This is a genomic window from Novosphingobium sp. BL-S-24, from assembly GCF_055521575.1.
Genome location: NZ_CM145487.1, coordinates 598138 through 612627, shown reverse-complemented (window position 1 = coordinate 612627; position 14490 = coordinate 598138). Strand labels below are relative to the sequence as shown.

General features: G+C 59.4%; 9 protein-coding genes and 2 pseudogenes. 4 read left to right on the top strand and 7 right to left on the bottom strand.

Going from position 1 to position 14490, the window contains the following annotated elements; all coding sequences use genetic code 11:
* The first annotated feature begins 211 nt into the window (after nucleotides 1–211).
* Both ACZ1JM_RS02750 and ACZ1JM_RS02745 read left to right on the top strand, forming a co-directional pair.
* Nucleotides 212–1855: an AMP-binding protein gene (locus tag ACZ1JM_RS02750; RefSeq protein WP_465131621.1), complete on the top strand. Its 1644-nt coding sequence runs from the start codon at nucleotides 212–214 to the stop codon at nucleotides 1853–1855.
* A gap of 68 nt (nucleotides 1856–1923) precedes the next feature.
* Nucleotides 1924–4161, top strand: a complete 2238-nt coding sequence (locus ACZ1JM_RS02745; RefSeq protein WP_465131620.1) for a TonB-dependent receptor — start codon at nucleotides 1924–1926, stop codon at nucleotides 4159–4161.
* A gap of 53 nt (nucleotides 4162–4214) precedes the next feature.
* Here ACZ1JM_RS02745 and ACZ1JM_RS02740 read toward each other — a convergent pair whose 3' ends face one another.
* The 5 genes from ACZ1JM_RS02740 to ACZ1JM_RS02720 are packed head-to-tail and all read right to left on the bottom strand — an operon-like array spanning nucleotide 4215 to nucleotide 11012.
* The gene (locus ACZ1JM_RS02740) at nucleotides 4215–5144 is read right to left on the bottom strand and encodes an ROK family protein (RefSeq protein WP_465131619.1); all 930 of its coding nucleotides are present in this window, start codon (nucleotides 5142–5144) and stop codon (nucleotides 4215–4217) included.
* Nucleotides 5141–6535: a Gfo/Idh/MocA family protein gene (locus tag ACZ1JM_RS02735; protein ID WP_465131618.1), complete on the bottom strand. Its 1395-nt coding sequence runs from the start codon at nucleotides 6533–6535 to the stop codon at nucleotides 5141–5143. Before ACZ1JM_RS02735 ends, ACZ1JM_RS02740 begins: the two co-directional genes overlap by 4 nt.
* Before the next feature lie 13 nt (nucleotides 6536–6548).
* Entirely contained in the window at nucleotides 6549–7328 is a 780-nt protein-coding gene (locus tag ACZ1JM_RS02730; protein WP_465131617.1) for a TetR/AcrR family transcriptional regulator, read from the bottom strand.
* 40 nt (nucleotides 7329–7368) lie between these two features.
* On the bottom strand, nucleotides 7369–8502 hold the full coding sequence (locus ACZ1JM_RS02725; protein ID WP_465131616.1) for a DUF3089 domain-containing protein: 1134 nt from the start codon (nucleotides 8500–8502) through the stop codon (nucleotides 7369–7371).
* The gene (locus ACZ1JM_RS02720; protein ID WP_465131615.1) at nucleotides 8499–11012 is read right to left on the bottom strand and encodes a beta-mannosidase; all 2514 of its coding nucleotides are present in this window, start codon (nucleotides 11010–11012) and stop codon (nucleotides 8499–8501) included. The genes ACZ1JM_RS02725 and ACZ1JM_RS02720 overlap by 4 nt, the downstream gene beginning before the upstream one ends.
* Before the next feature lie 367 nt (nucleotides 11013–11379).
* On the opposite strand from ACZ1JM_RS02720, the gene ACZ1JM_RS02715 reads away from it, so the two are divergent.
* The gene (locus ACZ1JM_RS02715) at nucleotides 11380–11790 is read left to right on the top strand and encodes a MarR family winged helix-turn-helix transcriptional regulator (RefSeq protein ID WP_465131614.1); all 411 of its coding nucleotides are present in this window, start codon (nucleotides 11380–11382) and stop codon (nucleotides 11788–11790) included.
* 109 nt (nucleotides 11791–11899) lie between these two features.
* Here ACZ1JM_RS02715 and ACZ1JM_RS02710 read toward each other — a convergent pair.
* Nucleotides 11900–12319 (bottom strand): annotated as a pseudogene (locus ACZ1JM_RS02710) (ATP-binding protein); the annotation flags it as partial.
* Nucleotides 12320–12322: 3 nt separating this feature from the next.
* Nucleotides 12323–13253, bottom strand: a pseudogene (gene istA, locus ACZ1JM_RS02705) (IS21 family transposase); the annotation flags it as partial.
* A gap of 203 nt (nucleotides 13254–13456) precedes the next feature.
* Here istA and ACZ1JM_RS02700 point away from each other — a divergent pair.
* Nucleotides 13457–14200, top strand: a complete 744-nt coding sequence (locus ACZ1JM_RS02700; protein WP_465131613.1) for a 2-oxo acid dehydrogenase subunit E2 — start codon at nucleotides 13457–13459, stop codon at nucleotides 14198–14200.
* The last annotated feature ends 290 nt before the right edge of the window (nucleotides 14201–14490 follow it).

Below are 14490 nucleotides of genomic sequence, written 5' to 3'. Positions count from 1 at the left end.
AGTCGGGCCGATGCTGACACGTTGTCAGATGTCGAATGCAAGATCTTTTTCATTTTGCTTCTCTCCCGCAAAGCATGTTCCCGCCCTGCTGCATGCCATCTGATATCAGTCGAAATTAATATTCACTAGAAAATAAATCAACATTGACATAACTAATATGCTCCTGCCATGATTGGGGCAAGAGAAGAGCGAATAGAGGGAGGGCTGCGAGGTGGGCAACGACCAGCAGATTGCAGCATTGCAGGGCAGGGACATAAGCACCCGGCGTCCATACGAGTTGACGCTCGACAAGTTCATCGACCACGCAGCCAAGTGGAATCCCGAAGCGCAGATCGTTACTGGAGGCGGCGCGGGCGCTCCATCGATGCGCACCGATTACGCGGCGTTGCGGGATCGCAGTAATCGCCTGTCAGGGGCATTCGTGGCACTTGGCATTCGCCCTGGTGAGCGGATCGCCACGCTGGCGTGGAACAGCCATTCCCATATGGAGATCTGGTACGCGGCATTCGGCATCGGTGTCAGTTGTCATACGCTGAACCCCCGCCTCAACGCGAAGCAGATCGCGGACATGATCAGCCAGGCCGGCGACAAGCTGATTGCGATCAGCCCCGATCTGTCGGGCATGGTGGAGGACATACTCCCCCTTTGTCCGGGGATCGAGGCGGTTGTATTGCTGGACGAACCTGGAGCCGCAGATCATCCGCTTCCCCAATGCGGCGACGTGCCGGTTTGGACCGTGGAACAACTGCAAACCAAGTATGGCGCTGCCGTGACATGGGGTGGGTTTTCGGAGGACGAAGAGGCGGCGCTCTGCTTCACCTCGGGCACTACTGGTGCGCCGAAAGGCGTGCCTTATTCGCACCGTTGCAATTACCTTGTCACTCTCGCGCTGCTGCAGAGCGACGTAATGGGGATCGGTGCGGATGACGTCATTCTCGCCGCCGTACCGATGTTCCACGCCAACGGCTGGGGACTGCCGATGGCCGCGCCTGCAACCGGCGCGCGTTTGGTTCTCCCCTGTCGGCACAATGATGGGGCAAGTCTGGCTGAACTGATCCGCCAGGAAGAAGTCACCCTGGCTGTGGGCGTTCCTACCGTCTGGCTTGGCCTGATCGAGCACCTGGAGGCGACAGGGACAACACTGCCGTCCCTCCGCCGCATCATCCTTGGCGGTTCGGGAGTGCCGCAGGCTCTCATCGATCGTATCGAGGCACGACTGGGCGTCAACGTCCAAACGAGTTGGGGCATGACGGAGCTTTCCCCACTTGGCACGGTCACAGCGCCCGGCTTGCCCGGCAACGCAGCCATATCGGGAAGGCCGCCGGTGGGAGTCGACTTGCGGCTGGTCGATGCGCAAGGCATTCCACTGGAGACACAACGCGGCATTGAAGGGCACCTGCAGGTTAGGGGCTCCAGCACCGTCCATGCCTATTTCGGGGAAGCGACCGCAGCGACCGGCGACGGCGGGTGGTTCGACACCGGCGACCTTGGCGTGATCGATCCGGCCGGAAACCTCTCCATAACCGGGCGGGTGAAAGACCTGATCAAGTCAGGTGGGGAGTGGATCAATCCGGGTGAAATCGAAGCGATCGTCGGCAGCCTGCCGGGTGTCTCGCTGGTAGCCGTGATCGGTCGTGTCCATCCAAAGTGGAACGAGCGGCCGGTGATCGTACTGGAGGTCGACGAGAACGCCCCAGACGATGCGGCAGTCCGCAGTGCGCTGGAGGGACGGCTTCCCAAATGGTGGATGCCCGATGCGATCATCCGGGTTGACCGGATGCCGCTCGCCATGACCGGCAAGATCGACAAGCAGGCATTGCGCCGACAGTTTGGCGCGGTGGCGGAATTCCAATAAATACAGTGCGTTAAGCCAAATAATAAAATCAGCGCCCCGATGAGAGTGCGCCATTATAGGAGGGTGTGATGAAGGCGATTTGTTTACTGTCTGTGTCAGCTGTTGCGCTGATTTCTTCGACCGCTGCCTCCGCGCAGTCGGATACGCAGACCACCGACCCTGCTGCAGCAGCGCGTCCCGCTGACGGGGGCGGCTCCTATAGCGACATCGTTGTGACTGCGGAACGGCGCAGCACGAGCTTGCAACGCACCGGCGTTGCGGCGACGGTGCTGACGGGTGACGATCTCGTGCGCAAGAGCGTCACTTCGGTGGAGCAGCTTCAGTTCGCATCACCATCGCTTACGGTCAATACGACCGGCCAGGGCAATAACTTCAACATTCGTGGCATCGGCAAGGGTGAACCGGGTAGCGCTATCGGCGTCGGCGTCGTCACGTATCGGGATGGTGTCGCAACGCTGCCGGGCTATTTCCAGGCTGAACCGTACTACGATATCGCCAGTGTCGAAGTCCTCCGCGGGCCACAGGGCACGTTCGCCGGCGGCAATGCCACGGGCGGTGCGGTCTTTATTACGGAGAAGAACCCTGATCTGGAAAGCGTCAACGGGTATGCGCTTGCGCAGTACGGCAATTACGACGCTGTAAAGCTACAGGGAGCCGTCAATCTCCCGGTCAGTGAGACACTGGCCTTGCGCTTCGCAGGCAACATGGAACGGCGCGACACCTTCTACACCGTCACAGGCCCATGGACTGGTAACCCCGGCAATCGGCGCGACTATAGCGGCCGCGCAAGCCTGCTATGGCAGCCGACTTCGAACTTGCGGGTGTTGATCAAAGGCGATTACAGCAACATCGAATATGGCGGCATCCCTGCCAGTCCCGCCTATTTCGGGACCGCTGCAAACCCGATCCGCAACACGTCCGATCCATTGATCGTGCAAAGCAATGCCTATCTCAATGGACGAGACGAGTTCGGGCGGATCGTCGCCAACATCTCGTACACCTTTGACAGTGGCCTTACGCTACGTTCCATCAGTGGCTTCCAGCGGGGGACAACCCAGGTCGATACCGACAATGATGCGACCGCCGCGGTGGGCACACCGTTGGTACCTGCAAAAGCCGGGCACAACAAGATCACCGAAGTGGTTTGGTCCCAGGAATTTAACATCGTCTCACCCGATACCGGGCCACTGACCTGGGTATTGGGCGGATTTTGGCAGCATGACAAGATCTCGTTCCCGCCGGGCGGTCTGGTGGAAGATGTCACCCCTAACACCTTCGTCCCCTTGAACATCGATACGACTACGACGGGCAGAAACCCGAAGACTGCGCTCGCCGCGTTTGGACAGGTCGGGTACCAGTTGAGTCAAGGACTGCAAGTAACACTCGGCGCACGATGGTCCCGCACCACATCACGCAATGAAGCAGTCGCCAGCACACCGCAAATTCCGTCATTGGTGTTAGTGCAAAGCGACTTCACTTCGAACAAGCGGGTCAACGGCAAGGCAGCGCTGAACTGGACGATAGACGATCAGAACTTCGTCTACGCTTTCGTTGCTACCGGGTCGAAAGCGGGAGGCCTGAACGGCCCGAACCTGTTTGCCATACCCCCGGCGACCTTTGATGCCGAGGACGTGGTCGATTATGAAATCGGCTGGAAAGGGACTTTCCTGGATGGTCGCATCCGAACCCAGCTAGGTGGCTATTATAATACGTACAAAAATTTTCAGGTCAGCATCGTGGATCCGCGGTCGTCGAACATCTCTTCGGTGTACAATGTCCCCGGCAAGACAAAGCTCTACGGCGTAGAGTTTTCCGCACAGGGCAATTTCAACGCTTTCACATTTGATTTTGCAGCATCTGTCTCCCGCTCGAAATTGGGAACGTTCTTCGCGTCGGATGCTAGACTGGGAGCGGCGCCGGCCGGTTGCAATATTCAGTCCGGCCCGGCCACGGCGCGATGCATTGCCATAGGCGGGCGCGATCAGCCCTATGCACCGGAACTTACGGTAAGCGCAGGAGCGCAGTATGCGATTACCTTAAGCGAAAACGTAACGCTCACGCCGCGTATCGACTATTCCCATATCGCTGCGACATGGGCGACACTTTTCCAAAACGAGGCGCTGGGCGATCGCTTGCCCGCGCGTGATATCATCAACGCTCAGCTAACGCTCGCTACCGGCAAGTGGACTGTTGGAGCTTACGCGACCAATCTTACCAACGAACACTACGTGGCAGCGAACAATGGCATACGCAGGCTGGCCGGCGCACCACGACAGTACGGAGTCAGAGCAAGCCTCTCGTTCTGATGCAGGGAGAGGGGGCCGATCTGATCGGCCCCCTCGACGTGTTTGACGCTCGTTCAGCGTCGTTCGTACGACAGAGCATCCAGCGCCAGGGCCAGCGAACCGAGCGGCCCCGCCTGTTCACCCAAATCGGCGACAGATAACAGCAGTTCATCTTCCCGCAGCGATATATAGCCGTTAAGGCTGCGGCGCATCATTGCTTCGGCAGCGCCGATAATGCCGGGATTTTTTATCGTCACCCCGCCGCCAAACGCAATTCGATCGACAGCACCGTAACACAGGATCGCGTGGCAAAGCTGCCCGATATAATCGATCGGTGGATGCCAGCGGAGATCATCCATCGAAGCGGGCGGCACCGACCCGGCGAACCGCGCCATGATCGCCCGGCCGGATGCAAGCCCCTCGGCACAATCCGAGTGGAAGGGGCATACGCTTTCGAATTCGTCATGTGGATGCCGCACAACCCGCAGATGCCCCAGTTCGGCATGGGCGTGGCGCGGGGCCGTGTTGTCGGTTCGCGCAAACCCGACGCCGATGCCGGTGCCGATCGTCACATACGCGAGCGCGCCGCCTTCGCGTCCTGATCCCCAAAGCTGTTCGGCCCGTGCTGCGCCGTTGACATCGCTATCGAGCCGCATGGGCATTGATGCGGAACATGTGAGCCGTTCGAGTACGGCGGCGTGGGTCCAACCAGGCTTTGCGGTATTCCCGATCCGACCGAAATGAGGGGAGCGTGGATCGAGTTCGAGTGGACCGAAGCACGCAATGCCGAGTGCCTTGAAGTTCGCGCTTTCAAACCATTCCGATAGCTGGGTGCTGATAGCGCCGAGGGTCTCGTCCGGCGTCTCGGTAGGTACGGTGAATTGGTCAACGATCTGGCCAGGTCCGTAACCGAGCGTGCCGATGCATTTCGTGCCGCCCATCTCTACACCTGCGACAAGGATACGGTCAGCACGATTCTGCGACGGGTCGGTGTCGGTCATCATGCCATCGTTCCTTGCTGGGTGTTAATCGGGGACAGCGGGATTGGATCGGGCCGTGGCGGACGGCTGCGAATCGTCACCGAGGTCTTCCCCGCTATGGCCTCCTCAAGGCCCAGCAAGGTTTCCATCACGTGGTAAGCCAGTTCGCCGCTGGCACGTGGGGCGCGGCGTTGGACAAGGCCTGTCGCCATATCGATCACCCCGGTGCCCCGCAGGTCGCCCAAACGCAGGCTCGTCTCCTGGTCCACGCGTTGCCCGGTCACCGGATCGATACCCTGCATCAGCCCGGCCACTGCATCGGCCATGGAACCGGCCTTCATTTTCGGAGCGACTGGAGGCTCGCCGTTGACTTCCCATTCCGTAGCGCCAAATCGCTTGATGGAGTTAAATCCGGCGAACTGGTTCGGATCGGGCGCGGCAAGGGTTCCGTATTCGCCATAAAGCTCGATCGGGGGCCGTCGGTGCGCCTGAATGTCCCACGACATCGCCAGCGATACGACAGCACCCGATGCGAACATAAGTGCGCCGGCAACTGTCGTAGGCACCTCAACCTCGATCGTTTCGCCTTCTCGCCCGACCGAAGACACCACACGTTGCTTGCGAGGAGTTTGTGCCAGCGCGACTACTTCCGCCACCGGCCCAAGAAGGTGGACGAGTTGAGTAACGTAGTAGGGCCCTACATCCAGCAGTGGCCCGCCACCTGTATGATAAAACGCTGCCGGATCGGGATGCCATGCTTCCATGCCGGGCGATCCGAATGCGATCGCCCCCCCGATGATTTTTCCGAGATCGCCGGCGTCGATCAGTCGGCGAGATTCTTGATGCCCCTTACCCAGGAAAGTGTCGGGCGCACAACCGATGAACAACCCAAGTGCGTCCGCGCGCTTTAACAGGTCTTCGCCTTGGTCAAGCGTCACCGCAAACGGCTTTTCGCTGTATAGGTGTTTGCCGGCCTCCAGCGCAAGGCAGCTTATCGCGTGGTGAACCGATGGAGGCGTCAGGTTCACGACTATATCGATCGCTGGATCTTCCAGCATCGCATCGATCGTCATCGCCTTCCCGCCGTAGCGCGATGCCTGCAGCTCTGCCGACCGGTGGGTTCGACTTGCGAGACCGACCAGTTCGACATCCGGGCTGCGCGCGATGGTGGCCAAATAAGCGTGGCTGACCATCCCGCATCCTATGACACCGATGCCCGTCATGGGGCGATCGCCAAATTCGCAGCAATGACGTACTGCAGGGATTTGTTGGCGAACATAGCGCCTCCTTGAGCTGAGTTGTTGAACAAAGTGTCTGTGACGACCTTCAATCAACTCTGCTAAGTCATGCGTCAACATTGATTTATTATTTAGTGAGCGTGTATGGCGTGGGTTTTCGAAGGCAACACCCCGCATCTCCCATTCGTCTCTAGGCAGAAAGGCCGGCGCGTTCTTCGTTTCGGTCGCGGCAAAGGCCTTCGAAGCCGAAGGCGAGGAAGCGCGCCATTCTCGCCTTGATCGCGTTAAAATCACTGGATTGGCATAACCCGTCAGACAGGACATCGATGCGCCCCGTGCGCGCGAGCGTATGCACCAGCGATCCGGTGACAAAATGGTACCCCCAGAAGATGTCCTCCTCCGGGCAATCCGGGAGGGCCTGCTTGAGCAGCCCAATAAGTTTCAGCACGACGGGGTCGAAATGGGTGTCAAACAGCTTGGCGCCCCATTCCGGAGCCATCGCCACCTGCGCACCAAGAGCGGCGTAATTGCGCCACCCGTCTCCGCCAGAAATGTACAGATCCAGATCTGTGTCGAGATACGCGCGCAACAGACCCTCGACGGTGGGTGGATCGGTTCGCTTGTCCATATATTCGTCTAACGCCACCGAACGACGTTCCGCCGTCACCCCGGCGCGCCGGGCAAATACGGCGTCAAACATGGCTTTCTTGTCATCGAAATAATAGTGCAGCAACGACGTGTGAACGTCCGCCTGCTGCGCCACTTCCTTCAGCGTGACGCCATAAAGACCGCGCAGGCCGAACAGATATTCCGCTGAATCCAGAATATGGTTTAGCGTCTCCTCGCGCTGTTCGGCCTTCGTGCGGCGAGGTTTACTCTTCGTCATAACCGGTATTCCCATGTCGGGCGGACGGTGGCAATCACTGTCACGCACCCGACTGAGCGATCCTTTTGACAATGCCGGGCGCAATCTTCAAGGATTGCGTGGCTGCGGAGCAACCTTCGGTGGCTTATTGGGTGCCCTTTTTGCTTGGTTGTCCAGATGCTTTCCATGCTTTCACCCGCTCAATCGCGTTTTCGCGCATATTGGCGTAGAACAATCCGTAGTCGTTGCGATGATAGCTTCCGAGCAGGGTACTTAGTTTGTCCTTGAAGCCGACCGGTTCGGGCTTGGGCAGTGAGACTTCCAGCAGACCATCAACGCAGGATGCGCCAGTGAGGGTCGGGATAAGCGGTGGGAGCGGAGCGGCCTGCGCAGGGAATGGCATTTTCGGAAAAGGCAGGCTGCCCTTGTTGCTCGCCGCCGTGGCTGGTCCTTCGATACGCCAGTTCAGGGGATTGACGCAGACTGCTGGTGGCTGATCACGGTCGATGATCTCGCCCTGCCACCAATACGCTTTGTCCTTGATCGCATAGGCCGCTAGCGGTGATCCTTTTCGGGCAGCGTTGTGGGATACCACGCAGCCGATCTGCTTCGGCGCATCGCAAACCGGCAACCCGATGTCCGCGAAGCTTTGCGGGACATAGGCACCGATCAGATAAGCAGCGACCAGCTTTTGTTGGATCGGCTTGCCCAGGATTTCGCGCTGAAGCAGAATTGCCGCATGCTGGGTGCCCTGGCTGTGCGACGCGATGATGAAAGGGCGCCCCATATTGTAATGCTTCAGGTAATAACGGAACGCCTCGGCGACGTCACCGTAGGCGATATCGGACGCTGGAGTCTTGTTCAGTGCCGCGACGGACGTCTGCCTATAGCGAGGAGCGTACATTCGACAGCAGCCGTTGAAGATGCTGACCTGACCCAGCAACACCGCACCGTTATATTCAGCTACTGCTTCTGACTGCGGATATGGCGCATTGTCCACGTCGTTCTTCAGGTACGTCGTGGGGTGGATGAAGAAGACATCCGCCGGCGCTGTCTTCTCGTCTATCGCAGTAAAGCCGGGAGGGGTCGATCGCTCCAGCCCGTTTTGACCTGGTAGCGCCAGCCAGGTGTCGGGCTTCGCATAGTCGGGCGCGGTCGGAACGGCGCCAGTAGGTTTGGCTTTTTTCGCGTTTACTGGAGCGCTGGCCAACACCGCGCCCATCACAGCGACGGAGCAGATGAGACGCCAATGGCGACGATGGCCAATTCGCTTGATCACGATAGGAACTCCTTTTGCATTAGCGTTGCGAGCGATCGACGCTCGCGATTATTCCAATAGGAAATTTGGACGTCCTCGAAAGCGAACCGCGCGCCGTGTCGATGCGTGACTGTGACTGTGCGGCTTTCACCGGCTGCCAGATCGAAGTGGTTGTCGCTGAAACGCAGATCCTTGTCTTCACCGCCGAGCCTGACAGCCAGCGCATAGCGGGCAGTCGACAGCGTCACTTCCAACGCATTGCCGACACGCGTAGTATGCGCCGTCAGACTGGGATCGGCGTCCAAGGGCAGGTCCTTGACTGCCGCAAAGAGCAGCCGGTTAGCGGGGAAAGTCTCCGCATTGTCCCGAACGGTGAGCACATGATCGCCGGGCTGGCCGACCGACCGGCGCCAGACGCAGATGCTGCTATTGGGCGCAACGTCGAACGGTACCCGGTCGGACCAGACTTTCTCTCCGTCGAAAGCCGTCAAGGTGACGCGCGCCACTCCCCGCGCCGGGGTGAGCAGATCGTTGGTAATCCATAGTTCGACCGCGTCATCGTCGCGCCGGAAGGAAGCCAAGACTGGCGCGAACGCGTGGCGTACGGCGTACCAACTGGCCTTCGCCACGCCGTCGTAATCCACGAGGCTCCAACTCACGCAGGGCCAGCAATCGTTGTGCTGCCAGATCAACGCTCCCGAACAGTGCGGCTTGCGGCGGCGATAGTGTTCGATCCCGAATTTCAATCCTTCGGCCTGCGCCAACATGGTGAAATCGACGTAGTCCTCGATCGATCCGGGAGGGCCGGTAAACGAAGCCATCATGGAACTGGCCTTGTCCGCCTCGTCCTTGATGCGTTCCAGAAAACCGGCGCTGCCCAACGTCAGATCTTCGGGTGCCATCCAGCGGCGCAGCGTGGCCATGTCCGGCGCGGCCTGAAGGCCGAATTCGCTGACGAAACGCGCCATGTCCTCCTGATAGCGGGTAAAGTCGGTACCGGCGGGTGACGTTGCATAATCGCCCGCAAGGTCTTCGTCGGGCACCGGAGGGAAGCCATGCCAAACGGTCCAGTTGTGAACGTCGCCGCCACGCATGCTGTTCGGCGACGGACCTCCCCACGGACTGCTTGGCCACCAGGGCGTCACACGGTCGAGTTCGGCCAGAGCTGCGGGGATTATTTCGTCATAAATGACGAGGCCGACATGCCGCTCCGCTATGCCGGTTCTGGCCTCTTGCAGCCAGTGAATGCCGTGACTTTCGTTGTTGCCACACCAAAGCGCCAGACAGGCGTGGTGGCGCAGACGCGCGACCTGCTCGCGCACTTCCAGTTTCACGTTCTCCAGAAAAGCCGGATCATGGTCGGGATCAGGCGCGTTTGCGAACATGAAGTCCTGCCAAACAAGCAGCCCCAGCCTGTCACATTCCTCATAAACCACATCATGTTCGTAGATCCCACCGCCCCAGATGCGGATCATGTTCATGTTGGCATCGACCGCGCGCGCCAGCAGATCACGATAGGTATCTTCGGGGATAGCGCCAACAAAGGAACTGGCAGGAACCCAGCATGCGCCCTTGGCGAAGATCGGGATGCCGTTCAGCAGAAAGCGGAAAAAGGTCGTGCCGGGCTCGTCCGGGTCGGGTGACTGGTCGATTGCGATGGTACGAATACCGACTTGAGCGCGATGATCTGCCGCCCCCTCGACGCGGGCGACCATGGTATAAAGCGGCTGCGCTCCGAGATCGGCGGTCCACCAAAGCTGCGGGTCGGCAACCGTGATTTCGATCGTGCCCGACCCGTATCGCGAAGTCTTCGAAACCAGATCGCCATTTGGGGCGATCAGATTAACCTCCACCAAAGCCGCGTGTGAGAGTTCGACAGCGATCTCAACCTGTGCGCTGTTCTGCGCGATATCCAATGTCGAGAAATTCAGGCTTCTGACGACGGCCGATCGTCGACGCTCGATCCGCACCGCTTTCCATATTCCGACCGTCGGCAGATCAGGTCCCCAATCCCATCCCCAGCCGAACTGTGCCTTACGCATGGCCGTCCGGCGAGATCGTGAAATTCGGTCGGTAGCCACGCTCCAATTGGGGAGGGGGTCGGTGCCGGTCATCGGCAGGGTAGGGTGAAAGCACACGCTGAGCTTATGCCGCCCGGTCGCGAGATCCGTCAGATCAAAGCGCCAGCTACGGAACATGTTGTCGGTACTGCCGACCAAGGTATCGTCCAACCATATGTCGGCGAAGGTATCGAGACCGTCGAATACCAGTTCCACGGTTTCGTCTGGCTCTGCCGCCGGGACGTCTACCGAAGCAGACCACCACCAGGGGCGATCCCGAACCCATGAAGCGGCTGTTTCGTTGCGGTGGCGGAAAGGATGATCCAGCCGATTCCCGGCGACAAGGGCGAGGTAAGCGTCTCCTGGTGCCTGTACAGGAATCCACCCTTTGTCCGATCTCTCCGCCTCCGGGGGGCAATCGCTTAGCTGCCAGTGGACTACATCCTGAGTTACCATTTCTTCCTCTGCCATAAATCCATTCGATCGGTGTGAACCACCGCTTATTGGCCCACAGTTACGTTAATTAAATAATGAATCAACATATATCTGTACAGACGGTACTGATCGCTGCAGTGATTTCAGGCAGATGGTGCCTCAATCCCTCAGCATGCGCAGCAGGCGTGTTGCTTCCGTAAAACGATAAAACAATAGCTTCGGGAAGCAATTTCGGCATGTCGGTCGATTGACTTGTTCGACCACGGTTTCCGAAGGGTCCTCTATTCAGCCGAGCGAGGTCTGCGTATGCGTCCGATAAACTGACCAGTGGGCCACGCTTGTTTACGAGCGCACAGCATCCATCATATCGAACACGATATGGACGAAGGTCAGGAACACAGTGATGGTCGATAAGGATGAGCTCACCAACGCCGACTATGAACTGCTTGCTGACCTACGCTATGTTCTTAGGAAGTTTTTGGTTTTCAGCGAACGCGCTGCGGCGGGCTGCGGGCTGACGCCTCAGCAGCACCAGGCGCTGCTCGCCATTCGTGGGGCTAAGCACGCGGACGTTAACATCGGCTATGTGGCAGAGCGCCTGGCGTTGAAACCGCACAGTGCGACAGGCTTGATTGATCGTCTCGAGACTTTGGAATTGGTTGAACGTCGGCCATCGCCTGACGACGGCAGACGGGCGCTTCTCAAGTTGACGCAGAAAGCTGAGATACTCCTTTGTCAGCTATCGAAGGCGCATCGCGATGAGGTCGTGCGGCTTCGGCCCATGCTGACTGACTTGCTCGTCCGCATGGATTGACAGCAGGCGCGACTGTTCGTCGTTGAAGGGGCGAAAGCTAGACACCCTAACCTTATCCCAAAAATGGAGTGAACTTTCAAAATGTGGGATAGATCTCGCGCTTAGCGCTGCGGGTCACCAGATCGACCGTGTTGAAGTAGCGGCCTCGGGCGCCGGAGCGCACAACTTTGGCGGTGATAGCGATGGCCAGATGGGTCTTTCCAGTGTCTGTTCCGCCGACCAGAACCATATTGCGCCCTGCGGGCAGGAACGCGCCGCTGTGCAATGAACGCACCAGCCCCTCGTTGATCGGGGTGCCCTCGAACCGAAAGGCGTCGATGTCCTTCACGACTGGTAGCCTGGCAGTGGCCATCCGGTATCGGATCGACGCGGCACGACGATGCGTCGCCTCCGCTCGCAAAAGATCGGTCAGTATCTCCATGGTGGTGCGCTGGCGCTGAAGGCCAGTGGTGACGGCATCGTCGAACGCGCCCGCCATGCCCTTGAGACCAAGGCCGCGCATGGCCTCGATCATGTCATGCAGCCCCAGTTGGTCGTAACGGACACAGTCCACGATCGGGGGATGGCGCAGAGCGCTATCCTCGGAGGTGATGATCGTCAGCGGACGCGGGGGTTCCCGGCGTCGTACCAGGGTGTTGAGGATCAGGTCGTCGCTTGCCGTGCCTCACGCACAGCGGCTTCGACAGGCTCCAGGCCATCGCTCAGTACGGCCGACAGTACACAGCCGAACCGGCGATCGGCCCTTCGACTGGTTGGCAAGCCAGTTGCTCAGGACAGGCACGTCGCCATTACCCAGCTTGCGGCGCAGGCGGGCAAGCGCGGGTGGCAGACTCCAGTTCTGGAAGAGAGCGTCGTTCCGCAACGCGCCAGGCTTGGGGGCCAGCACCTGCGCCACGGTCAGGTCGCCCTGTTCGGGATGAGCCAGCCGTTCCGCCCAGCGCCGACACTCGCCCTCCAGCCAGCCATTGAGCTCTTCGAGACTGGCGAACCGCAACCGCAGCCGGAAGAAACGACCTAGGATCGTCTGCACCCGGTTCTCGTGCCTCCCTTCTCCCATCCCGCCGCAGGCGAGCAGGCCGTGGGCTCGACCTTATAATGGTCGGTCATGAGCAGGAACCGCCGGTTGAAGACCCGTTCATTGCAGGTGAACACGCTCGTCACCGCCGTCTTCATATTATCGTGGATGCCACGCCCTGGCACGCCCCGAACAAGGCAAAGCCGCGCGCATGCGCGTCGAAAAACATCTCCTGGCTCTCGCGAGGATTGGCCCGCACATATACCCCGCGTAACGCACACAGTCGCATATGCGCAACCTTGATCCGCATCGGCGCCCCCGCAATCTCGGCATCCTCATGGCTCCAGTCGAACTGTTGGGCCTCGCCTGGTTTGAACATTAACGGGATGAAGGCGGCGACGCCATCGCCAGCCTCCTTGCGCCGCTCGATCTTCCGGCACGTCGCATAAACCAAAATGGGTCATCTATCGCATAGGGTGGTTGTCACTATGCCAAGACGTGGTCTTGGCGGCGTTTGCCTGTCAAGAGGCGCTAGAGGGTGATCATGGCTGCGATTTTGGTCGCCATGCCGTCGGCAAAGGGCATCATGCCGCTGGACAGGTTGATCCGACCATGTTTGCAGTCTGCGCGAATGATAGCGGAGCGTGTAGGATGAATAATTTACTCGATGGGCTGGCGCCTTGGCCCACAAGCGATTTTTCGGCCTTCGGCGAGGTCGAGGTCAGGCCGATCGGCAAGATCCAGAAATTCGTGGCGTCCTTCCTGGGTCGCAACTGGGTGGCGATCCCGCATGTTACACATCAGGACGAGGCCGACATCACGGCACTGGAGGAGCGTCGCAAAACCTATAACGCGACAGGCGGCGCGAAGCTGACGATCGTGCCGATTCTGGTCAAGGTGATAGCTGACGCGCTGGCAGCCTTTCCGCAATTCAATGCATCGATCGATCCCGCTGCGGGCACGCTGATCTTCAAGAAATATGTGCATGTGGGTGTAGCCGTGGACACGCCGGGCGGCCTGCTGGTGCCGGTAATACGCGATTGTGACAAGCGGTCCGTTGCAGAGATCGCGGCGGACATCGTCGCATTGTCAGACAAGGCGCGGACCAAGGGACTCAGCATGGCGGAGATGTCGGGTGGCTGCATGACGCTGACCTCGCTTGGCCATATCGGCGGCACCGGCTTCACGCCCATTGTAAACGCGCCCGAGCTAGCCATTCTAGGCGTAACGCGCGCGCGGCCTGTACCTGTTCCGGCGACGGACGGTGGGCTGGACTGGCGGCAAATGTTGCCCCTGTCACTCAGCTATGACCATCGCGTCATAAACGGTGCAGACGCTGCGCGCTTCTGTCGTTTCGTCGCAGACCGGCTGGCGGCGCACGATTTGTTGGACTGATACAGTATGGACGGCTTCTGGGCCGATAACGCAGGAAACGGGCAGAAACGCCGTCCCTCGCTCATTACATGTCCTTTCCCCCAAACCGGATGCATCCGCGCAGCATCCGGTTTAAGGAGACAAGATAAAATTGAAGGGTGCCGAAGGCTGGGTCGTATCTCGTTTGCGACATCGCCCATATCTTGGCACACCGGCAGCGATCCTGGCGAACAACGGTTTGATATTCGCCAATAGACAGGTGGTGCAGGGCGCGGATCGGAAGAAGGCGGACTGAACAAGATTGGCAAGGC

What these genes read in the sequence shown, in the direction of transcription:
- ACZ1JM_RS02700 (WP_465131613.1), top strand. Translation starts at nt 13,457, where the DNA reads ATGAATAATTTACTCGATGGGCTGGCGCCTTGGCCCACAAGCGATTTT.
- ACZ1JM_RS02735 (WP_465131618.1), bottom strand. Translation starts at nt 6,535, where the DNA reads ATGCGGGGTGTTGCCTTCGAAAACCCACGCCATACACGCTCACTAAAT.
- ACZ1JM_RS02720 (WP_465131615.1), bottom strand. Translation starts at nt 11,012, where the DNA reads ATGGCAGAGGAAGAAATGGTAACTCAGGATGTAGTCCACTGGCAGCTA.
- ACZ1JM_RS02715 (WP_465131614.1), top strand. Translation starts at nt 11,380, where the DNA reads ATGGTCGATAAGGATGAGCTCACCAACGCCGACTATGAACTGCTTGCT.
- ACZ1JM_RS02745 (WP_465131620.1), top strand. Translation starts at nt 1,924, where the DNA reads ATGAAGGCGATTTGTTTACTGTCTGTGTCAGCTGTTGCGCTGATTTCT.
- ACZ1JM_RS02740 (WP_465131619.1), bottom strand. Translation starts at nt 5,144, where the DNA reads ATGATGACCGACACCGACCCGTCGCAGAATCGTGCTGACCGTATCCTT.